Source organism: Chitinophaga sp. CF418, from assembly GCF_900142925.1.
Taxonomy (GTDB): Bacteria; Bacteroidota; Bacteroidia; order Chitinophagales; family Chitinophagaceae; genus Chitinophaga.
Genome location: NZ_FRCN01000005.1, coordinates 164942 through 185534 on the forward strand (window position 1 = coordinate 164942; position 20593 = coordinate 185534).

Below are 20593 nucleotides of genomic sequence, written 5' to 3' on the forward strand. Positions count from 1 at the left end.
AAATGGATAGTCCAATTTTAACCCGGGTTTTTCACGATATCCATCTTGAGCACGCAGCAGAAAGAGCTGTGTATCTCCAGCTGGCAGATGCTATTTTGTCCCTTATCAAAAAGGGGACACTCCGCCCTGGCGTTAAATTGCCCAGCTCACGGGATGTGGCAGACCAACTGCATATTAACCGGATCACCGTATCCAAGGCATTTGAAGAACTGCAGATGCAGGGATGGCTGGAAAGCGCTGTAGGCCGCGGTACATTCGTTACCTCACATATACCGGAGTCTGCTCCCAGGACCTTACGGAATGCACCGAAAAACAACACTTCCCAGACAGCAGGCTTTGTTATTCCAGGCATGAAGTACCTGGAAGTGATGCCATCTATTATCAACAGCGAACTACATTTTGATGATGGATTTCCGGATCCTAAACTGGCCCCTTTAAAAGAATTATACCGGGCGTATCGCAGCCAGTTGACCAGAAGCGGCTTATACAACAAGTTTGGCAAATACGGTCAGCCAGATGGCTCAGAATTTTACAGGGATGCCATATCAAAATATCTCAATGAAACACGGGGGTTAAGAACTACTGCTCATAACATTCTTTCAGTAAAAGGAACCGTAATGGGCATTAACCTGGTTTGCAATGGACTGATCAATCCTGGCGATATCATTGTGTCAGGTATTCCCGGATGGCGAAGGGCAGAGCAGAACTTCATGCATGCCGGCGCCAAACATATCGGTATTCCGGTAGATGAACATGGCCTGGTAGTAGACGAATTAAAGAAGATCTGTCGCCGGAAGAAAGTAAGGATGGTATATGTTACTCCGCACCATCATTATCCTACCACCGTTTCATTACGGATTGACAGAAGACTGGAATTATTACGACTGGCAGGTGAATATGGGTTCATCATCTTTGAAGATGATTATGACTTTGACTTCCACTATAAACACCGTCCCTTATTGCCACTGGCAAGCGCTGATGAAAACGGTATGGTCATCTATTGCGGATCTTTCAGTAAAAGCTTCTCTCCTGCTTTCCGTATCGGTTATCTGGCAGCTTCACAGAATGTGATTGAACACCTTAGCCGCGTCCGCATCCTGCTGGACAGACAGGGCGATCATATTCTGGACAATGCTATCGCAGAACTATTACATGACGGTACCATGCAACGTTATCTTCGAAAAACATTACCTGTATACAAGGAAAGACGGGATTTTTTCTGTGACTTATTGAGCAATGAATTAAAGCATGCCGTCAGCTTTAATATTCCGGAAGGAGGAATGACAGTATGGACAAAATTTGCAACTTCAATTGACCTGGAAAAGCTGGCAAAGGATGCTTTAAAAAAGGGCTTATACATATCTAACGGCAGGAACCATCTATATCCGGCGTTCAATGCAAATGCCGCCCGGCTTGGTTTTGCTTCTTCTTCCAAAGAAGAACTGGAAAAAGGCGTAGGAATATTGAAACAGCTGCTGAAAAAATAGCGCGCTGTATAAAATAAAAAGAGGCTGTCAAAAGTTCTTGAGCAGCCTCTTTTTATTTGGTACTTGTAGTCATTTAAGCGATCCTAAGGATGTTCGCTTTTTTTTAATACATCCTCTCTTCATTACCTAGGGATGTGTGTACAGCCGGTATACCAGCGTACCTGAAGGTGGCAATCCCGGACCTCCATCGGTATAACCTATCAGTACTAAAGTTCCATTCGTGGGATTGGTATCGGCATCGCTTACAACTTCAGCATTTGCCAATGTGCTCCAGGCTATGAACTGGCCTGCCGGATTATACCAGGCATAGTTTACAATAGCCGGACTTACCTTTTGCTCCTGCCTGGGAGCAAATGAACTGAACAGTAACACCATGGTAAATAGTGAGATCGACAAAAGGGCCTTCATTTCTTTCATGTGAAATTGGGTTTTAATGATTAACAAAATGATTAACAAAAAAAGGGGTATATCGATTTCTATTCTGTTGTTCCGTAATAGTATGAATACAGCACTTTAAGCGCAATAGGTGTACCAACCGCCAGCACTATCCCAAACGCTGCCTTTAGGTATAGAGAAAGCTTACTGGTAACCGGTACCGTCTCATTCTCAATTTCCCCAAAAGTCGGATTCACTGCTGTTTCAGCAGTTGAAGTTGCTGCTTTTTTCTCCTCTTCCTTCTCCCTCCTGATATTCTCCAGCTCTTCCAGGTATTCCCTTTTCGCATCGTCCTGCCTGCTTTCTTTTTCTCCAAATTTCTTGTCCTGTTCCGTCATAGGAGTAATAGCATCCTTAGAAGAAGCCAGAAATTCGTTCAATGTTATCACCTCTATGCCTGCCCTCTCCAAAGGTTCTTTCAGGTCTTGCGCATGAAAGTCACCCATCCCAGCCATGACAAATCCACCTCTGGATGCTTTAATCACCGAGTGATACATCGCAAAATTCCTGTGAGCAAACGATTTTTCTGAATGCGTAGCCGCTTTACCTGTGCGGAGTGTTCTTTCCTGGACCTTGTCCAAAAAGGGCGCTACGTGGTCTCCATTGCTACCCGCAAGCAGGTTCGTTTCTGCAATTGCACCTTTCTCCAGGACTCCCAGCAGTAAATTATACTGATCTTCTGCTTTACCATCCCAGGGTCCCGTTTTATATTCCTGAATAAAATACTTTGTTGGTAACCACGCATCCGCTTCATAACCATTCCTTACCGATTTGCCATCAATCGCTTTCCAAAATTTCGTTAACACTCCCTTTCCTGTATTCCCAACATTATAGTTTTCAGCGGCAGTACCATGCTGTGCATAGACTTTTTTCCCCAGCTTGTTATAATAGGGTATATGACCTGCATCTTTGTCTCTGTCTTTTTTATCGGCATGCTGGTAGTTCGCCAGCCAAACATCTCCGGCCTCCTTTTCTGTATCATCAACCACGGCTGGCTTACTCTTATTTTTTTCCGCGATCCTGAAACGGGTTAAACCGTAATAAGCCTTAGAAACAGTGTTTTCCATGGTATATTCCCGGGATTCACCTCTTTCATCTTTCAAAGCTACGTCAGCTTCATTTTTTTCCAGGGCGCTGGTGGGTGTTGCCGTCATCAAGGTATTCGAACCTCCTTCTCCCAGCACCTTACCTTTTTGGTTACTCTCATTCATTAATTCCCTGTAGCCGAACCCGTTATGAAATTCTCCCAAAACAAAAAACTTCTTATTCTCAAGGGGTTCTAACCTATACCATAGCCCCAGTCTTTTCGCCAGACCAAAGCCTACTTCCTTCCCTCCTGCATGCGCTTCAAATTCTTCAACAGATTCATATTTCCTCGCGTACCCATCGCTTATCCAGCTCTCGCCGGCACCTGGTGCATCCATTACCGTATTTCCTACCATAGCTTTCTTCCCTCCCAGCGCTACAGCCGGAAATCCATTTATCAATACTTTCTTTTGGATAACGCCCGCATTACCTGACTTCAGTTGAAAAGGCGCCACAGCAGCCATACCTCGCCCTGAATCTGACGTTTGCGTATTTCCTTCCTGCTTATTATCAATTGGCTTTCGTTGAAATGCATGAACCGCGGGTCTGAATGTTCCGGTCGCATTGGCACTGTTGGCAACTGCGCGTGAAGAGGATGTAACAACACCGGAATTTCTTTTTTCTGTTGCCATGGTATAAGAGGCAGGTTTTATTAAGGATAGCCCTGATTACAGGTTCTAATATACGAATAATTTTATGACATATGCAGATAGCTGTTACCACGTATACTTAGCCTTATTACATCGTTTTTTTGTATATTTAACCTGATATATCCTTATTGTGAACCCATCTCCATTCCGATTGACACTTTGTTAAATTTTCGTTCACGTTATATTATGGTCTCAGAAATTGATCCTGATATGAATCATTTTATGCCACTTAAACCAAATTACTGATTGTAAAAAAGTTAGCCTATGATCACACCAATTAACGGGACTGTCCGCCCGATAACAGCACTTTTATTGCTTATCCAGTTGTTCATTACGCCGGCAATGGCTCAAATAACCTGGCCCGCAGGACAACTCCTTCCCTCCTTTCCTTCCACTGCGCAAACGCAGGACCTATTTATCCTGCGCGAGTCATCTTCCCGCTGGGAAGGAGAAGGACCCGCTTTAAGCCACAAGACAGGAAGATTAGAGACTGATGGCTGGCTATGCCAGACCGGCATCGACGCCGCAGACGAACATATGATCTACGGACCTTACGACGGGAGCATACCTGCAGGTCCTAACGTAGCCGAGTTTCGCATGAAGGTGGACAATAACACAGCCAATGACGATCCTGTCGTGGATGTAGACGTCAGAAACGCTACAAACGGGCAGATCCTGGCTTCCCGCACCATCACCCGCAGGCAGTTTTCTATCGCGGGCGACTATGTGAATTTTACCCTGCCGTTTACACTCCCTGCCAACAATCAATCCATCGAGTTGCGCGTATACTGGAGAGGTACCTCTTATACGAAAGTTGACTGGGTAGCCGTACAACAGAACGGCTCCTCTGCAGAAATGTATCTGTTTGCATCCCTGAAAGGGATCATTAACAGAACGCAGCCGCGCATCTTTTCTTATGAAGGAGATGCATTCGCTGAAGGACAATATACCTGGCTGCGCTCCCTGGGATTAAGCTGGTCTGAAACGGCCGACAAATGGAGTCTCATTAGTAAATACCGTAGCGAAATATCAGGATTGATCGTCTACGATCCGGCCCAGATACATACCGTCAACCTGGCCACAGTGCTTGCTAAAGACAGGAAAGCGCTCATTGCTTCACCACTGCTGTTGTCGCGCTTAACAGCAGCACCGTACAACCTGCCTATATTACTGGATCTGCGGGGTCAGTTCAGCAGCAAACTACAGGTATATCAATCCATTTACAACAATTACTGGCCAGGCCTCGACCATCGCGTATTAATAGGCCTGAACCCGGATGCGCATAAAGCAGCACTCCGTGAATATGCTGTAGCATTGGGGGCTGCCACCATCTGGCTGGATCCTAACGTTGCAGGTGAAAGTGAATTACTCAACAGCTTTTTAGCTTCCATGCCTGCCGGCTCCAATTATATGGGATGGTGGCCGGAGGAAGGTTCCGGTGTGGAAAGGGCTTCAAGGTATGGTATCGCTACTGTTGCAAGCGACTGGGCTACGAATCTTACCGTTCATAGTGGTATGTCCAGAACGGTAACTACCAAACCAATGCCGGCTAAACCTGCCCTGCAAAACAAATTGTATGTCGCGTTTATTTTAAGCGATGGAGACAATCTACAGTATGTCGAGCACCTTATGCGCAAGCTGTGGGATAACCCTGACCGGGGTTCCGTTCCAATCGGATGGACAATTTCTCCTGCGATGCTCGATGCTATGCCCGGAGCATTGAACTATTACTGGCAGAGCTCTACCAACAATGACAACCTCATCTCAGGTCCTTCCGGTTATGGTTATGCTTATCCAAACAGCTGGCCCGATCAGGCCCGTTTGAACCAGTTTGCTGCCAAAACCGATGAATATAACCGTCGTGCAGGGCTCCGGGTTATCACCATCTGGAATACCATCACAGGTGGCATTAACCAGAATGTAGGACAAGCCTTTGCTGCCAATGCACCTTTCACGCTCGGTCTCACCGCTCAGAATACCGGCGGCGGACTAAGTATATACAACAACAGCCTTCCGGGTATGGCGCTCTCCTGCAACTACTGCGCCAATGAACAGGCCATGAAAGATCATATTACATCCGCAGCCGCGGGATGGAATGGTGCTTCACCACGGTTCATCATTATACAGGCGCAACCCTGGCAGGATGTAACACCAACAAGCTTTAAAAACGTGGCTAATTCACTTAACACCAACTATGTAGTGGTACGCCCCGATCATATATTTCAGCTTATCCGGGAAGCCAATGGTCTCCCGGTTAATCCGCAATAAGGTAAAGATGCTGTCAACCTGAAAGAAAGCCCGCAATGCTAATATTTGCGGGCTTTCTGCTCTTATGGGTCATATATCCGGGGCCATATTCAGCCACCCATCATCCCTACATATCATTCCAATAGTATTTGCAGTTCTCCACCTGTTTCTATAAACAAACCCTATAAATATGTGACTCCTCATCATTGCTGATAGTTTATGCCTAAACGAACACACAACAAGATTCGAACATTTTACATGGTGAAGATGTTGTAGATTGCAACAATTAAAAAACTCTATATGAAAAAGTACTTAGCGGAATTCTTCGGAACATTCTGGTTAGTTTTTGGTGGATGTGGAAGTGCGCTTTTTGCAGCCGGGATACCGGATCTGGGAATAGGCTACCTTGGTGTAGCACTGGCTTTCGGGCTAACTGTACTGACTATGGCCTACGCAGTCGGTCATATTTCCGGTGGACATTTTAATCCTGCCGTATCTTTTGGCCTGCTGGCCGGCGGGAGATTTCCGGGTAAGGACTTACTGCCTTATATCATCGCCCAGGTCGCAGGAGCAGTAATAGCGGGTGGTATACTTTACCTGATCGTCACCGGCAATAGCACGCCCTTTGTTATAGACAATCACAAAGCCGGAGCATTTGCAGCAAATGGATACGGTGAATTATCGCCGCATGGTTATACGATGGGAGCCGCATTCCTGGCGGAATTCCTGTTGACTGCTTTTTTCCTCATTATCATATTGGGAGCGACCGACAAATTTGCCAACGGAAAGTTTGCGGGAATTGCCATCGGATTGGCCTTAACCCTGATCCATCTCATCTCAATTCCTATCACCAATACTTCTGTCAATCCTGCCCGGTCCACATCTCAGGCTATTTTTGCAGGTGGCGGCTACCTGTCGCAGCTGTGGTTATTCTGGGTAGCTCCTATTGCAGGAGGGATTGTGGGAGGTCTCATATACAGAATGCTGTTGCAGCAGCCAGATACTACCGGAAGTACAAAATAAACAGATCACCCGATACTGTTATCCTTTTGTTGCCTGAAACGGGCCTGCCTTACACGTGTTAGCGTCTCTCTTGAGACCCCAAGATAAGACGCTACCATGTGTAATGGCACACGTTTGAATATCTCCGGAAAAGAAGTAATGAAGTTCTCGTACTTCTCTTCAGCGGTGTAGCTGATATTCATCATTATTCTTTCCTGGCTGGCGTCATAGTTATTTTCTTTTAACCTGTCCGAGAAAGCTCTGATCACCGGAATAGCGGTCATTATCTGGTCAAAATCTTCCCGGGTCCACATGATAACGTCAGTATCTTCCAGGGCGTCAATGTTATATTTTGATGGGATCTGGTTATTATAGCTCTCATGCACAACGCTCCAGCTATTCTCCGGCGTAAACCGCAGGATGTATTCCGAGCCGTCATCTTTCAGACGATAGGTCCTCAACAGGCCTTTTACAACGAATACCTTGTGACGGCTCACTTCTCCTTCTTTCAGCAACAGCTGTCTTCTGCGTATTCTTTTAACTGTTGCCAGTGAACGCATGTATTTAAGCTCATCTTTAGTAAGCTCACCATAGGAAGTCATATAAGCTTCAAAATATTCAAACATTGATTCTGGGCGTTTTAACGGATCATCAGCCCCTGCCCCACTTCTTTTTAAGTGTTCCCCGGGTCTGCTCAATAATGCAAATTTAGGTCAAATGACCTCAAAAAATTGAGTCAAATCTCCTTGCTTCGGGGGGCAGTTATGTCGCAATTTTGTACCTGTAAATAGTTCGCAGCAGATTGTGTTACGAATCGATTTATTAACTAAAACTACAGAATATGCGTGTTTTTGTCACTGGCGCCACAGGGTTTGTCGGCACAGCCGTTGTTCAGGATTTACTCAGTGCGGGCCACCAGGTACTGGGCCTTGCCCGTTCAGATGCCTCCGCCGCAACGCTCATTGCCGCGGGCGCCGAAGTGCATCGGGGTACCCTCGAAGACCTGGACAGTCTCCGGCAGGGGGCACTTACTTCGGATGGTATCATCCACACCGCCTTCATCCACGATTTCTCAAACATGGCAGCCTCCGCTGTAACCGACAGGATTACCGTTGAGACTTTCATTGAAGCCCTCGCAGGATCAGGCAAGCCCCTGGTGGTAACTTCGGGTATCGCAACTGTCGCAGCCCTCGATGGCGGCCGCCTGGGAACGGAAAAAGATGCTCCTAATCCCAACACACCCGGAAGGCACCGCGTTCCCTCCGAAGAGATCACACTGGCGGCAGCATCCCGGGGCGTCCGGTCATCAGTAGTACGGCTTCCGACATCCGTACATGATAAGGATGATCATGGCTTCATTCCCATGCTTATCAACATCGCCCGTCAGAAAGGTGTTTCCGCCTATATCGGTGAAGGACTCAATCGCTGGCCTGCCGTACACCGCCTGGATGCTGCCCGTGTGTTCAGACTGGCGCTTGAGAAAGGAGCCGCCGGTACCAGGTTCCATGCAATCGGCGATGAAGGCATTCCTACCCGGGATATCGCCACAGCCATCGGTAAACACCTGAATATTCCGGTGGTGTCCGTATCAGCAGCCGAAGCGGCTGATCATTTCGGCTGGCTGGGACATTTCTTTGGTGTTGACTGCCCCGCTTCCGGCGCTCTGACGCAGGAATGGCTGGGATGGCATCCGGCGCATCCCGGATTGATCAGGGACCTCGGCAACGGAAGCTATTTTGCGTAGAAAAGTACTGCTGGCGCGTCAATTTAAAACGGGAACTATTTCGCTTTCCGGAAAATAAACTGGCGTTTTACCAGTGGTATGCCCATCCCTGGAGCTGATTGATTTAATCAATGGCTTGCATGTAAAAACACCCTCTCAGGTCCCGCAACCCGAGAGGGTGTTCTTATGTATAGCCATGCTCCATTCCCCCAGGCGGGCACCTCCCTTCCGGTAAAATCGCTATCTTACAGCGTCATCAGCAATCTGGTCTCATGGAGAACATTCCTGTAAGGAATATTATTACTGCCGAAGAAGGGGAACTTCTCAATAACTTTAGGATCCGCGATCTGGGAGATCTCCTCTCCGGGAAAGACATGGTACAGGCGCTTCACCGGCATAATTTCTTTTACATACTGGCACTAAAGAAAGGAAAAGGTACGCATGAAATAGACTTCACTTCATACGATGTTGCTGACAATGCCGTCTTCTTCTTGCGACCAGGACAGGTGCATCAGCTTACATTAAAAGTAGGAAGCACAGGTTACCTGATGTCACTTAAAGCTGATTTTTATTCTCCACAGGATAAGTCCGGGTATCAGCTATTACGCAAGGCGAGCTCGATGAATCATTATCGGTCAGATAATGACGGATTCAAAAAGTTAAATATCCCAATGGCCGGTATCTTCCAGGAATACAACAGCAAACAGGAGCAGTACCAGGAGGTCATCAGGGCCAATCTGCATATCTTCTTCGTTGAACTTATCAGGCAATATAACAAGGCCTCATCTGCTGACGTTAATTTATATACGCAGGAGCGGCTGGAAGAATTTATAGCCCTTTTAGAAGCACATATCACCAGCATCAAACAGGCGTCTGAATATGCCGATATGATGCATCTTTCCCTCTATCAGCTGAATACCATCACCAAATCAACACTGGGTAAAACGTGTTCAGAGATGATCAATGAACATATCATCCTGGAAGCAAAAAGACACCTGCTGGCTACTTCCAGCCAGGTCAACCAGATAGCCGATCATCTGGGCTATGAAGATGTTTCCTATTTTATCCGCTTCTTCAAAAAGCATACGGGGTATTCGCCGGAGCTATTCAGACAGCAATTCAGATCAGCATAAATTCCTTTCACTCCATACAATTTCATTGAAGTTCTATTCAACCACATTTCTGTCCTATCCCAGAAACACCTGCTGTTCTTAGCTTTGCTGGTAAACAACAATTACACTATGCAACAAAAATGGGACGAACGTTAAGAAATCCATCTTCCACAGGAAGTTAAATGATTATCTCAAACCTGGCGGTATTATTATCCTGGAGGCATTCAGCAAAAAACACCTGTACTTCAACGGGGGCCACTATTATTTCCCCATGATCTCTTTGCGGTGCGCCAGTCCCCAGTAATGCAGTTCGTCCAGCAGCTTTTCCAGGGACATGCCATGCCCTGTGATCGAGTATTCCACCGCCGGCGGGAAGGTATCATGTATTTCCCTTTTTACCAGTAGATTGGCCTCTAAATTCTTTAGCTCTTTAGACAGCATCTTATCGGTAATACCACCGACCTCCTTTGATATCTGTTTAAATCGTTTCGGACCTGAGTACAATGAAAACAAAATGAGCAGTTTCCATCTCCCTTCCAGCGCTTCCAGAGCATCTTTGATAGAAAGCATCGCTTTAGGACATCCTTCCCGTGTCAGCATTTCCTATTTCTTTAGCAGTTTACAGTGTTCACGTTACTATACTCCCGGAAAGCGCTATCCGGCAGGATAGTGCTTTCTTCTGAACAACAAACATAAATACTTTTGAGCCGCTAACGAAAAATCCTTATTGCATGACAAATCAACAGAAATCCTCCAAAGCGATGAATATCATCCTCTGGATAGCACAGGTATTCCTGGCGGCCGGTTTTCTCTGGGCAGCGGCTATGAAATTATTACAGCCTATTGAAAAACTGGCGGCTATGTGGCCCTGGACCGGCCAGGTGTCTCCCCTGATAGTGAGACTACTCGGAGTAATAGATCTATTGGGCGCCCTTGGGCTCATACTGCCTTCATTACTACGTATTAAACCAGGACTTACGGCAATCACCGCAATTGCTATTATTGTACTCATGATATGTGCAAGCGTCTTTCATATTGTACGGGGAGAAGCTGCAGTAATAGGGTTCAACATATTCTTTGCATTGCTTGCAGCTTTCATCGCCTGGGGGAGACTGAAAAAATAAAAAGCGCAAAGAAGGCAGGATATTGATAATAAATCAATTCCTTTTTTCTCACTTTTTATAAAAAAGAAGCTGCCTCATTTATTTATGAGACAGCTTCAAAATTATCTTTTCATCAAAGGCTTACTTCGCAGTATAGTAACATTTAACTGTAAAATCGTTAACACTGGCTAAAACCGGCAGTTCGGCATACTGAAATACCTTTACAGCGCCATCAGCATTCAGGGTACATGCGTTTTTATATGTTTGCGTCCTTATAGAATCAACCTTCTGGTCTGTAAAATAGATCCTGTTAACTGTTCCGTCATTAAACAGGTTGTCTTTGGGACACAAGATATTTTGCATGAATATATTCTGAGAATTTGCCGTAAACAGGTATAGCTGTACTCTTGTCGCGAGTAAAAAAGCGTATGCAGGATTGAACTTTTCCATGCTTTTATTTACAGGTGACACAGTAGTAGCGGGATGTATATTCCGTTCGCTTGATAAAGCAAACTGGTTAAAGGTTTGTATATTAATAGAGTCTATTTCTCCATTGCTTTTTCTCTCATAACGTCTTTTATATATTGTATAAGAGCCCCCTTCCTGTATTATCTCAGTCGCAGCGGAAAGCAGGATATTATTCCCGTTGTACGATAGTTTACTCTTCATTTCAAACATTCCGAGAGTGCCTGAATGGTCTTCCATATTAAGACTATCAATGCGATTATTGGCTCCGTAGAAGATGTTGTAGTCCTGGTTCCACCAGATGCCGCCACGCGCTGTCATTTTGGACAGCAAATCATTGCTGTTATACGTAAACATGTATACAATTGTATCGGAGGCGCCGCGGGCAACTACTTTCACGACCTGATTTTTGTCATTATAGTAGATGGAGTCTGAATAAACAGCCACACCGCTCGTGTCGGCCCAACCGGGATAGTAGTCTGCTCTGGTTAACGTTGCCGGGTTCCCGTTTTCGGTATCAGGAGTTTCGTCTTTGTTGCAGGCGAAGAAAAACGATAAGGATAATAACAACAAGGATCCTAATGCTAATTTGCTGATTTTCACAGGTGATAGATTTATTTCAGCAAATATACCATAATATATGCATGTATTATTCCTTTAAAATAGGGTCAGTATGAAGCGCAAGTGTATACGATGTACGGTGAATACTGTACGCACCCGCTATAACGGCTGCCTTTGGCAATAACATATTCAGGCTGGCGCCTGGCTGGCACTAAATTACCCGCTCTATACAAACGGGAAGGGTGTACCGTAGTTACGATACACCCTCCTCTTCCAAGGTTTTATACTACTAACTTTGTTTTCTCACATACTGTGTCAGGATCACAATCACCTGCCCTTCTATTTTGCCCTCTATCTGCGCGGTATTATTCTCCACTAAACGGATATTCTTTACAACTGTACCCATTTTAGCATTCAGTGTAGACCCTTTAACATCCAATGACTTGATGAGTACTACTGCATCTCCGTCCTGTAACACCTGACCGTTGCAATCCTTGTGTAACTCTACCGCACTGTCATTCTCATGATCGCCGGTTGCTTTAGCCCAGGCCAGCCGCTCATCGTCCAGATACATCATGTCCAGGCTCTCCATTGCCCAGCTCTCCTGCTTTAAACGGTTCAGCATACGCCAGGAAACAACCTGAATACCTGGTACCTCACTCCACATGGTCTCCGATAAAAAGCGCCAATGATTGCTGTCCAGCTCGGCCTTCTTTTCTATCTGCATCCGACATGTATTACAGATAAGGATGCTATTATCCTCGTCTGCTCCATCAGCAGGCGGCACTTCATAGATCTTCAAAGCCTCGGTTGATTTGCACAGCTCGCATTGATTTTCGCTCCTTTTTTGTAGTAGTTCGTCCAGTTTCATTGCTAGTTTTATAAAAATATGCGCGAAAGTAAAGCTTTTAGCCAGCTAAAAAAGTGATATAATGCAGGAAGCTGTGCCTGCTGCGGGAATCTTGCATATTGGGCGGGGTTGAACAGGATATGACTTGCATATGACTTGCATTATCCTCCGTCTTTCCTCCGTTTTTCCTCCGTTTTTAACGGAAGAAGAACGTAAGAATATCCTGATCATATGCAACTCATATACTGGCTATATCAAAGACATAACCGGCTTTACGGCAAATGACGAAAGGGTCTTATCACGGGATTAATGGCCTTTATGTCAGGATTAAGGGCTTTCGTATACATTGTTTCAAACAGCATTGAAGTCTTTCCTAACATTGCATTGTGAACCTGGAAAGTGAAATAATATTCTTAAACCCTCAAAATCAATCGAAATGAATCAGATCTATTTGTTATTTTTTTTAATGATCTTACTCTTTCATGCACCCCGCAGGTTGTGGCCTGTCATACAGGATAACTACAAGCCACAGGCGGCCGAAAGCACGCATGTTTCTGCCTTTTTTGCTTATCTTACCCGCATGTACGCAAGCCTGATCTCAGCCATCGAATATTTCATCCGTCTTGATGATACGGAGAAAGAATTTATATCCTCACTTGTCGTTCCGAAAACCCTTGCAAAAGGAGATTACCTGCTGCGCGAAGGTCAGGTGTGCCGTGAAGTAGGTTTTATTCAAACGGGATTGATCCGCTACTACCAGACAAAAGACGATGGCGAAGAGATCACTATGCATTTCGGAAGGGAAAATGAGTTCACCTGTAACTATCAAAGCTTTCTCGACCACTCCATATCGCTGACCGCTATACAGTGCCTGGAACCCAGTGAAATACTGGTGATACCTTACGATAACCTGCAAAGGTTATATGAAGAGGTCAGGGAAGGACAGAAATTCGGCCGTCTTGCCTGCGAATACATTTATTTGCAGGCACAGCGTCAGTTAAGGTCCATGTATACCGACGGCCCGGAGCAGCGTTATCGCAATTTTGTGAATAATTACCCGGATCTGCAACAGCGTGTGCCCCAGTATTATATATCCTCATTTGTTGGTGTTAAGCCTCCATCCCTGAGCCGCATAAGAAAAAGGCTGGCCCTATGATTTATTAACCTGGGTGAACGAACAGGCCTGAAGGCGGTTTTACCTTTGGTACATCAACTCAAAAATGTATCAAAATGAAAAAAACAAGTGCTGTAATCGCTTATGGCCTCGCCTTCATTACCGGTGCACTGCTTATATTTATCGGCGCCCGCTTCCTCCTTTCACCCGATGTGGCCGAACAGGCTTTTGGTATACAAACTGTTACCGGCAACGATTTCTCCTTTCATTACATTAAAGGAATACGGGATCTCTCCGCTGGCGTTGCCATACTGGCCATGCTGCTGACACATACACAACGGGGCCTGGCTATCATGTTGCTGACCGCGTCTATTGTACCGGTCACCGATTTCCTGATCGTACTGCATGCTCCAGGTCATCTCAGTGCCCATTTATATCCTCATTTAACGGCTGTTGTACTGGGACTGGTACTCGGATGTTATTATCTCTTCACTCCTGCTAAATCCTCCTCATATGTTGCTCTTTAATACCATACTCCTGATCCACTTTATCTGTTTTGCCACTTACTTATGTGTGCTGTTAGCGCAATGGCAGGATTATAACACCCGCGTGCGGAATGCATCCGGCATGATCCTGGGTATCATTCTGCTGATCAGTGGTATTATACTGGTAACGCTCAAATACCCGCATGTGAATTATTATAAAGTTGTTCCTAAAACCGGATTATTCGCATTGGTCACTATTATCAATGGTCGCTTCAGCGGAAAGACCTTTACAAAACAGGCTTATTATGCACTGATAGCCTGTACCCTGCTGGCAGCATGTATTGCCGTATTCCGCGTTTAACACATCAGATCCCTGTTATAAGCAAGCGTGTGTCAGGATAAGTTCAGCACTTTTTTCTGACACACGCTTTGTTATAGTCCCCCTGATTTCTATATTTAACCCCCAATAGGCAATTATTGCCGTACTCAGGTCAATAAACTTTTCGAATTATGAGGAATTCCACCGCAAGTCCTTTCATGCTTGGGCTTGCCATGCTATTTGCTGCCACGTCAGGTAAAGGTCAGTCACCAACCAGCTACACGAAATATGTAAATACTTTCGTGGGCACAGCGCCACTTACAGACCCTAAGATCCTGGGCTACCAGCTGCCGGAAGGCTGGCGTTCATGGGCTGGGCTTACATTTCCCGGCAGCTCTTTGCCGAATGCTATGGTACAGTTAAGTCCGATGACTGAATACGGGTCCGGCGCCGGATATGAATATGAGGATACCGTTATCCTGGGCTTTACACATACCAATAAAGGTCACTGGAACCTGTGTAACATTCCCATTCTGCCGCTCTCCCATCCGGGCGCTAAATTCGGCTCCAGGTTCTCGCACAAAAAAGAGAGTGCATCACCTGGCTTTTACCAGGTCTACCTGGAAGATTACAATGTGAACGTCAATCTGACCTCCACACTCAGATGCGGATACCATCAGTACACCTATAAAAACAATACTGACAGACAGATACTGTTTGATCTGGCGAAAGCCAACAACAGGATCTCCGACTGGCACATTGAGCAGGTAGGCAAATCTGCCTTACAGGGCTACCAGCGGGCAGGCGGCAATATCTATTTCTATGCCATGCTGAACACCGATATCAGCAAACTTGAAAAGACAGAAGAAGGTCAGCGCAGCGGCTATGCTATTGTACATGTAGCGGATGGCAATAAAGGTCCTGTTGAACTGAAAATAGGACTGTCGTTTGTAAGTACGGAGAATGCCAGACAAAACCTTGAACAGGAGATCGGCAATAAATCTTTCACGGAGATCCGTAATGAGGCAAACCGTAAATGGGAGACATTGTTATCATCCATACAGGTAAAAGGCGGAACGGAAAAACAAAGGCGCATGTTCTATTCCTGCCTGTACAGATCCTTCCTCTGGCCGGCTTTACGTAGTGATATAAACGGAGCGTTTACAGACGCAAAAGGTAACGTGGTCAAAAGTGATTTTAACTATTATACTGAACCTTCTCTGTGGGATACATACCGCAATAAAGATGTGCTCCTGGGTCTGATCTCTCCACAGGTCACACTGGATGTGATCAAATCCATGAAAGAAGCAGGCGATAAAACAGGATTCATCCCTACCTTTTTCCACGGCGACCATGGCGCTTCTTCTATTGCAGGGGCCTATCTCCGGGGGATTGACAACTTTGACGTCAAAGGCACATATGACATACTGCTGAGGAATGCCAATGTAGAAGGCGCCCGTCCGCATCTGAAAGAGTATATAGAAAAAGGTTACATCTCCGATCCCGACATTGCAGACCCGCACGTAGAAACAAAGGCAGCAGCAGGCGTATCCAAAACACTGGAGTATTCTTACGATGATTATTCCCTTGCGCAGATAGCCGGAAAACTGGGCGACACCGCCAACTACAGGATACTGATGGCAAGGTCTAAAAACTACAGGAATATGTTCGATCCCGGCACCCGGTTTATGAGAGGAAGATTGGCAGATGGATCATGGATCAAAAATTTCAATCCTCAATATCCCTACTATGAATACATGTACAGGGAAGCCAATGCATGGCAGGTATCCTTCTTTGCCCCACACGATATGAAAGGGCTGATTGAACTGTATGGCGGAGACAAAGGATTTGAATCCAAACTGGATTCTCTCTTTACAGTGCCCTGGAACCCGCATTATATAGCCAGGAATGTGGAAACCATGATAGGTCAGTATTGTCATGGCAATCAGCCAGACCATGAAGCACCGTTTGCTTATTATTTTATAGGCAAACCGGAAAAATCTCAAAAGATGATCGACACCATTTTGAACAGCCTGTATGGTATCGGAAAAGAAGGTATCGCCCTCTGCGGAATGGATGACGCAGGTGAGATGTCAGCATGGTATGTATTCAGTTCCTCCGGATTATATACCTACTCCGCTACCGACCCTGAATACCTTGTTACTGTTCCGCTCTTCGATGAAGTGAAGTGGAGAACCAGCACCGGCAAATTGCTGACATTAACGAAGAAAGGAAAAGGACGGGCCCTCACCGCCATAAAGGTGAATGGAAAAGAGCAGAAAGGATATTTTGTGCCGCATGACCTCTTCCGGAATGGCGGGAAGATTGAGATTGTCACCAAATAAAAGAAAAAGGGTGTTCTGCCGATGGAGAACACCCTTTTTATCATTTACCCCAACAGGCTATCAGGGACGGCCTTTAGGTTTAGGAATCACTTTTTTACCCTGTGCATCCGGGATATAAACACCATTTACCTTCTTGTCTATTTTTTCAGTATAAGCAGCATCAAATACAATACGGCCTTTTTTGAATTCATAGAATTTAGCAGGAACGTAATACATTGAATCCGCTGCAGGATACGCTTCCGTCTGTTCACTTCCTCCAAACTCCAGCAATTCGTCATGGTCAAAATCTTTGATATCAGAAGCTATAGCTGTCATAAGTGAATCAGCTACTGAGTTGTTAATGCCAAATACGATCAGCTTGTTCTTACCCGGATTGTCTGTTACTTCTAAAAACAAAAACACATTACCACCATCTTCTACAAGGCGATTACGTTTGCTCTTGTAAACGATATTGTCGGAAGCAAATTTGAAGGTCTTATTGCCATTCACAATGATAGTACCTTTGTACACCGCAATTTTTTGCTGTTTGCTGCTCGTAAGGTGCAGTTCGTCCAGCGGTTTCTGGGCAAAAGCCGGTAGGCCGATGAACAGGAGCAGGAGATGTCTGAGTCGAAGACGCATAGGAATATTTTTAAAATCAGGTGTCGAACTTACACAATTTTCCCCGAACCATATCAATAACAAATCCGGAATTTTACCGTTCCCATTTTACACAAGGCATAGGCTCCCCATTATTTCCCCACTATTGGGGAGATAGGTTCTTTATTTTTTTCATGAACTTAGTGTCCTCAATTCGCAATAAATTATACTTCACATGAGTATTACAACCCGCCTCCATACAATCCTTACATCACATGGCGCTATTGCTGTGGAAGAAAGTGGAAAAGACAGCGGTATCCCCCTGCTGCTGATCCATGGTAATTCATTTTCCCATGATGTATTCCGTTACCAGTTACAGGGATCACTTGCTGAAAATTACCGTCTTATTGCCTTCGACTTACCCGGTCAGGGCAAGTCGGAAAATGCGCCTGAGCCTATGCGGACCTATACACTACCAGGCTTTGCAGACGCGGTAATTGAACTGCTGGAGAAGATGGGTATCACTGAAACAGTCATACTAGGCTGGTCACTAGGCGGTCATATTGCCATCGAAATGCTTTCCCGTTTCTCCGGCATACAGGGCCTGATGATCACCGGTACCCCTCCCGTTGGCCGTAACAGCATGTCACAGGGCTTCAGCGGCTCGCCACATACCGGAATGGCTGGTAAAGAAATAATCACGGAAGCCGAAATAGCAGCCTTTGTTACCGCAATTTTTGGTAGATCGGCCGAGCCATTTCTGCTGGATATCGTAAGAAGGGCAGATGGCCGTTTCCGTAAGCGGCTCTTTGAAGCTGCACGTGAAGGCGCAGGCGCCGACCAGCGGCGAACTGTTGAAAACAGTATGGTGCCACTGGCTGTGGTCAATGGCGCGGCAGACAGTATTATCAATCTCAACTACTTTGATACGGTCGACTATGCTAATCTATGGGAAGATCAATGTTATCAGCTGCCCGGTCTGGGACATGCGCCTTTCTGGGAAGGCCCGGATCAATTCAATCCCCTTCTTGAACGTTTTCTGCAATATACAGGGGCCGGCAGGTAAATCCAGAGATAAACCGTAAGCTAATTCTGTACGAAAGCAGTAAGTCATTTTGTTGGAAAGTCGTATTCTACTGTGTTGATGTAAAAACAAAATGGCCGCTAAGTACATTTGTTTCCCAGACAATTGTACTTACCAGCCGTTGAGTTATCATCTGTAAATCTGTTCTACTTATATACGACAAGATGAGGAAATAGTCTTTCATCAATCCTTTTCTTCTGTCTCAGATGATGTCTCATATGCATCTCTCCAAACTGCAGCCATTCAAAGGCATTAAAGAAAGCAAAACCGGGGTGTTCTGTTTTTCCATTTGCGGTTGAAAGATCGATCTTATCAAAGATGCTGTTCACTTCATCTTTGATGAATATTAACGCCTGCAACAATTCGTCCTTACTTTGTGGCTGTCTTAAATTGATATCGTTAAAAGGATTTTCGAGCGCCATATCCGGAAAATCATTGTCCTCAAACATGACCCTGGCGCGTGAGCGCATACTCTTTTCCGCATTACGGTTTTTCAACAACAGCGCAGCTTTTATCTGTTCAAGATAGAAGGTGGTATCTTCTATGATATGCACATACACCTGTCCCAGCGACCAGGAATCGGCCTGCGGCCTTTGATGAAGCATTTCGATAGAATAATGATCGAGTTGATCTATCCATTGCTGAATAGTTTGATTAAACTGCTTAAGTAATGTTGTTGCCTGACTGATTTCCATATTCATTCAAAGGGTTTAAGTCAATGATCATGCCCACGCAATTTATCATAAATATAAATTGCTGGCACATTCATGACGACGAAGGAGGGCTTTTTTTAAGTACGCATTGAATAACAATCAGTTAACCAAAGCCCCGGTAAATAGTTGCTAACTTTATTAAACTATAACCAACTAAACGCTGAACGATGAAAAAGTACCTATTGCCAACGGTAGCACTACTGTGCAGTACATTGTCATATGGCCAGCAGAACAATAGGCTCAGTGAGGTGGCCTCTCTCCTTTTCAAGAATGCAAAAACAACTTTAACAACAGCAGAAAAAAACCAGATCGCCACTAAACTTGGCTTTGTTTCCTCCGGCCTTAAAGACCTGCCCTTTGCCATGGATAAGGATAGTAAGGCCTATCCATTCAATGCGGTCGTTTATCCGACTGACCTGAATAAAGATGGCAAACAGGAGATCTTTGTCTGGTTTGGAAACTCCTACACCTCAGGCAACACAGGCTCAAGTATCTCAATGTTCATTAAAAATGCTGCCGGTACCTACGTGGATAATCTGGGCTTTCCCGGACTTGCTCCAGACGTACTTGCAACGGTCAACAAGGGGTATCCTGACTTGCTTATCGGGGGCCCAGGCATGGAGTTCCCCGTCTTGAGATGGAATGGCAGAACATACGCCAATTTCAAAACTGTCAGTAACGATGACTATGACAAGCTGAAGAAAACGAGTGTAGATTCATTAGCCATAAAGGATCGTTAAAGCGAATACCCCTCCTCTGATTTACCACCTTAAAACAGCATCTTTGATAATGTCTGTAAAGGCGGGCAGGCATTGTATGGCCATTCAGCCCATCACATAGGTAGCCGGTGCATGGGCAAATACAAAGTATACGGTTTAACAACGGTCCGGCAGGGGAATATTATTGACAGATATGAGACTGTCCAGTCTGATCACCAAACCATTATCCATCCTCATATATTCCACTTTGTTCAGGGCATATACATCCATAATACAGGCGGTAACATCCTGCTCTTCACCTGTTTCATCCCTGAATACGATCCTGCTGATAGTGCGCATGGTTGCCCAGGCCTCCAGTCGGTCATAGTAGTTGCAATCAATTGGCTGATACGGCGTATCTGGCATAGCGATATAATTTACTTTCCATAAAGTTACCTTTTGCCCGCTTATTTTTCCAACAATTATCCTATGCCGACCGTTCATAAAGCGTAACGCCTCACCACAGACAAGTTTA

The 20593-nt window shown here is 45.4% G+C and carries 21 protein-coding genes; 12 read left to right on the forward strand and 9 right to left on the reverse strand.

From position 1 onward, the window contains the following. Positions 1 to 2: 2 nt before the first annotated feature. Complete coding sequence (locus F3I09_RS13010; protein WP_149695462.1) at positions 3 to 1487, forward strand: PLP-dependent aminotransferase family protein; 1485 nt, start codon at positions 3 to 5, stop codon at positions 1485 to 1487. A 126-nt stretch (positions 1488 to 1613) separates the two neighbouring features. On the opposite strand, the gene F3I09_RS13015 is transcribed toward F3I09_RS13010, so the two are convergent. Further along, complete coding sequence (locus tag F3I09_RS13015; RefSeq protein WP_149695463.1) at positions 1614 to 1904, reverse strand: hypothetical protein; 291 nt, start codon at positions 1902 to 1904, stop codon at positions 1614 to 1616. Positions 1905 to 1963: 59 nt separating this feature from the next. Beyond that, on the reverse strand, positions 1964 to 3640 hold the full coding sequence (locus F3I09_RS13020) for a hypothetical protein (protein ID WP_149695464.1): 1677 nt from the start codon (positions 3638 to 3640) through the stop codon (positions 1964 to 1966). A 282-nt stretch (positions 3641 to 3922) separates the two neighbouring features. On the opposite strand from F3I09_RS13020, the gene F3I09_RS13025 reads away from it, so the two are divergent. Together F3I09_RS13025 and aqpZ are read left to right on the forward strand one after the other, a co-directional pair. Next, positions 3923 to 5926, forward strand: coding sequence for a GxGYxYP domain-containing protein (locus F3I09_RS13025; protein ID WP_149695465.1), 2004 nt, complete (start codon positions 3923 to 3925; stop codon positions 5924 to 5926). A 279-nt stretch (positions 5927 to 6205) separates the two neighbouring features. Further along, positions 6206 to 6928 (forward strand): aquaporin Z, encoded by a 723-nt coding sequence (aqpZ, locus tag F3I09_RS13030; protein ID WP_149695466.1) that lies wholly within the window; start codon positions 6206 to 6208, stop codon positions 6926 to 6928. Between the two features lie 5 nt (positions 6929 to 6933). Here the strand turns inward: aqpZ and F3I09_RS13035 are convergent, their stop codons facing one another. Then, the gene (locus F3I09_RS13035; protein ID WP_149695467.1) at positions 6934 to 7533 is read right to left on the reverse strand and encodes a Crp/Fnr family transcriptional regulator; all 600 of its coding nucleotides are present in this window, start codon (positions 7531 to 7533) and stop codon (positions 6934 to 6936) included. A 215-nt stretch (positions 7534 to 7748) separates the two neighbouring features. Between F3I09_RS13035 and F3I09_RS13040 the strand changes: the two genes are divergently transcribed. Together F3I09_RS13040 and F3I09_RS13045 are read left to right on the forward strand one after the other, a co-directional pair. Continuing rightward, on the forward strand, positions 7749 to 8651 hold the full coding sequence (locus F3I09_RS13040) for an SDR family oxidoreductase (RefSeq protein ID WP_149695468.1): 903 nt from the start codon (positions 7749 to 7751) through the stop codon (positions 8649 to 8651). Positions 8652 to 8902: 251 nt separating this feature from the next. After that, positions 8903 to 9763: an AraC family transcriptional regulator gene (locus tag F3I09_RS13045; protein ID WP_149695469.1), complete on the forward strand. Its 861-nt coding sequence runs from the start codon at positions 8903 to 8905 to the stop codon at positions 9761 to 9763. A gap of 240 nt (positions 9764 to 10003) precedes the next feature. Here the strand turns inward: F3I09_RS13045 and F3I09_RS13050 are convergent, their stop codons facing one another. Further along, on the reverse strand, positions 10004 to 10342 hold the full coding sequence (locus tag F3I09_RS13050; RefSeq protein ID WP_149695470.1) for a helix-turn-helix domain-containing protein: 339 nt from the start codon (positions 10340 to 10342) through the stop codon (positions 10004 to 10006). A 131-nt stretch (positions 10343 to 10473) separates the two neighbouring features. On the opposite strand from F3I09_RS13050, the gene F3I09_RS13055 reads away from it, so the two are divergent. Beyond that, entirely contained in the window at positions 10474 to 10866 is a 393-nt protein-coding gene (locus F3I09_RS13055; RefSeq protein ID WP_149695471.1) for a DoxX family protein, read from the forward strand. 120 nt (positions 10867 to 10986) lie between these two features. Here F3I09_RS13055 and F3I09_RS13060 read toward each other — a convergent pair whose 3' ends face one another. Together F3I09_RS13060 and F3I09_RS13065 are read right to left on the reverse strand one after the other, a co-directional pair. Continuing rightward, a complete protein-coding gene (locus F3I09_RS13060) occupies positions 10987 to 11913 on the reverse strand; it encodes a hypothetical protein (protein WP_149695472.1) in 927 nt (308 codons plus the stop codon). Between the two features lie 247 nt (positions 11914 to 12160). Beyond that, a complete protein-coding gene (locus F3I09_RS13065) occupies positions 12161 to 12742 on the reverse strand; it encodes an alkylphosphonate utilization protein (protein WP_149695473.1) in 582 nt (193 codons plus the stop codon). Positions 12743 to 13157: 415 nt separating this feature from the next. Here F3I09_RS13065 and F3I09_RS13070 point away from each other — a divergent pair, with 415 nt between their 5' ends. The 4 genes from F3I09_RS13070 to F3I09_RS13085 all read left to right on the forward strand — a co-directional run bounded on the left by F3I09_RS13070 (position 13158) and on the right by F3I09_RS13085 (position 16984). Continuing rightward, positions 13158 to 13877, forward strand: a complete 720-nt coding sequence (locus F3I09_RS13070) for a Crp/Fnr family transcriptional regulator (protein ID WP_223233226.1) — start codon at positions 13158 to 13160, stop codon at positions 13875 to 13877. Between the two features lie 74 nt (positions 13878 to 13951). Beyond that, a complete protein-coding gene (locus F3I09_RS13075; RefSeq protein WP_149695474.1) occupies positions 13952 to 14362 on the forward strand; it encodes a DUF4267 domain-containing protein in 411 nt (136 codons plus the stop codon). Beyond that, positions 14349 to 14681, forward strand: a complete 333-nt coding sequence (locus tag F3I09_RS13080; RefSeq protein WP_149695475.1) for a hypothetical protein — start codon at positions 14349 to 14351, stop codon at positions 14679 to 14681. Before F3I09_RS13075 ends, F3I09_RS13080 begins: the two co-directional genes overlap by 14 nt. A gap of 149 nt (positions 14682 to 14830) precedes the next feature. Continuing rightward, complete coding sequence (locus tag F3I09_RS13085) at positions 14831 to 16984, forward strand: GH92 family glycosyl hydrolase (protein ID WP_223233227.1); 2154 nt, start codon at positions 14831 to 14833, stop codon at positions 16982 to 16984. Positions 16985 to 17044: 60 nt separating this feature from the next. Here F3I09_RS13085 and F3I09_RS13090 read toward each other — a convergent pair whose 3' ends face one another. Continuing rightward, positions 17045 to 17605, reverse strand: coding sequence for a hypothetical protein (locus F3I09_RS13090; protein WP_149695476.1), 561 nt, complete (start codon positions 17603 to 17605; stop codon positions 17045 to 17047). Between the two features lie 193 nt (positions 17606 to 17798). Between F3I09_RS13090 and F3I09_RS13095 the strand changes: the two genes are divergently transcribed. Further along, complete coding sequence (locus F3I09_RS13095; protein ID WP_149695477.1) at positions 17799 to 18629, forward strand: alpha/beta fold hydrolase; 831 nt, start codon at positions 17799 to 17801, stop codon at positions 18627 to 18629. Positions 18630 to 18793: 164 nt separating this feature from the next. On the opposite strand, the gene F3I09_RS13100 is transcribed toward F3I09_RS13095, so the two are convergent. After that, the gene (locus F3I09_RS13100; RefSeq protein ID WP_149695478.1) at positions 18794 to 19348 is read right to left on the reverse strand and encodes a DinB family protein; all 555 of its coding nucleotides are present in this window, start codon (positions 19346 to 19348) and stop codon (positions 18794 to 18796) included. A 179-nt stretch (positions 19349 to 19527) separates the two neighbouring features. Between F3I09_RS13100 and F3I09_RS13105 the strand changes: the two genes are divergently transcribed. Further along, positions 19528 to 20100: a hypothetical protein gene (locus tag F3I09_RS13105; protein WP_149695479.1), complete on the forward strand. Its 573-nt coding sequence runs from the start codon at positions 19528 to 19530 to the stop codon at positions 20098 to 20100. 135 nt (positions 20101 to 20235) lie between these two features. On the opposite strand, the gene F3I09_RS13110 is transcribed toward F3I09_RS13105, so the two are convergent. Beyond that, on the reverse strand, positions 20236 to 20484 hold the full coding sequence (locus F3I09_RS13110) for a hypothetical protein (protein WP_149695480.1): 249 nt from the start codon (positions 20482 to 20484) through the stop codon (positions 20236 to 20238). Positions 20485 to 20593 lie beyond the last annotated feature (109 nt).

Excerpts from the sequence above, each read along its gene's own strand:
- F3I09_RS13010 (WP_149695462.1), top strand. The coding sequence starts at position 3 with ATGGATAGTCCAATTTTAACCCGGGTTTTTCACGATATCCATCTTGAG.
- F3I09_RS13015 (WP_149695463.1), bottom strand. The coding sequence starts at position 1,904 with ATGAAAGAAATGAAGGCCCTTTTGTCGATCTCACTATTTACCATGGTG.
- F3I09_RS13020 (WP_149695464.1), bottom strand. The coding sequence starts at position 3,640 with ATGGCAACAGAAAAAAGAAATTCCGGTGTTGTTACATCCTCTTCACGC.
- F3I09_RS13025 (WP_149695465.1), top strand. The coding sequence starts at position 3,923 with ATGATCACACCAATTAACGGGACTGTCCGCCCGATAACAGCACTTTTA.
- aqpZ (WP_149695466.1), top strand. The coding sequence starts at position 6,206 with ATGAAAAAGTACTTAGCGGAATTCTTCGGAACATTCTGGTTAGTTTTT.
- F3I09_RS13035 (WP_149695467.1), bottom strand. The coding sequence starts at position 7,533 with ATGTTTGAATATTTTGAAGCTTATATGACTTCCTATGGTGAGCTTACT.
- F3I09_RS13040 (WP_149695468.1), top strand. The coding sequence starts at position 7,749 with ATGCGTGTTTTTGTCACTGGCGCCACAGGGTTTGTCGGCACAGCCGTT.
- F3I09_RS13045 (WP_149695469.1), top strand. The coding sequence starts at position 8,903 with ATGGAGAACATTCCTGTAAGGAATATTATTACTGCCGAAGAAGGGGAA.
- F3I09_RS13050 (WP_149695470.1), bottom strand. The coding sequence starts at position 10,342 with ATGCTGACACGGGAAGGATGTCCTAAAGCGATGCTTTCTATCAAAGAT.
- F3I09_RS13055 (WP_149695471.1), top strand. The coding sequence starts at position 10,474 with ATGACAAATCAACAGAAATCCTCCAAAGCGATGAATATCATCCTCTGG.
- F3I09_RS13065 (WP_149695473.1), bottom strand. The coding sequence starts at position 12,742 with ATGAAACTGGACGAACTACTACAAAAAAGGAGCGAAAATCAATGCGAG.
- F3I09_RS13070 (WP_223233226.1), top strand. The coding sequence starts at position 13,158 with ATGAATCAGATCTATTTGTTATTTTTTTTAATGATCTTACTCTTTCAT.
- F3I09_RS13075 (WP_149695474.1), top strand. The coding sequence starts at position 13,952 with ATGAAAAAAACAAGTGCTGTAATCGCTTATGGCCTCGCCTTCATTACC.
- F3I09_RS13080 (WP_149695475.1), top strand. The coding sequence starts at position 14,349 with ATGTTGCTCTTTAATACCATACTCCTGATCCACTTTATCTGTTTTGCC.
- F3I09_RS13085 (WP_223233227.1), top strand. The coding sequence starts at position 14,831 with ATGAGGAATTCCACCGCAAGTCCTTTCATGCTTGGGCTTGCCATGCTA.
- F3I09_RS13090 (WP_149695476.1), bottom strand. The coding sequence starts at position 17,605 with ATGCGTCTTCGACTCAGACATCTCCTGCTCCTGTTCATCGGCCTACCG.
- F3I09_RS13095 (WP_149695477.1), top strand. The coding sequence starts at position 17,799 with ATGAGTATTACAACCCGCCTCCATACAATCCTTACATCACATGGCGCT.
- F3I09_RS13100 (WP_149695478.1), bottom strand. The coding sequence starts at position 19,348 with ATGAATATGGAAATCAGTCAGGCAACAACATTACTTAAGCAGTTTAAT.
- F3I09_RS13105 (WP_149695479.1), top strand. The coding sequence starts at position 19,528 with ATGAAAAAGTACCTATTGCCAACGGTAGCACTACTGTGCAGTACATTG.
- F3I09_RS13110 (WP_149695480.1), bottom strand. The coding sequence starts at position 20,484 with ATGCCAGATACGCCGTATCAGCCAATTGATTGCAACTACTATGACCGA.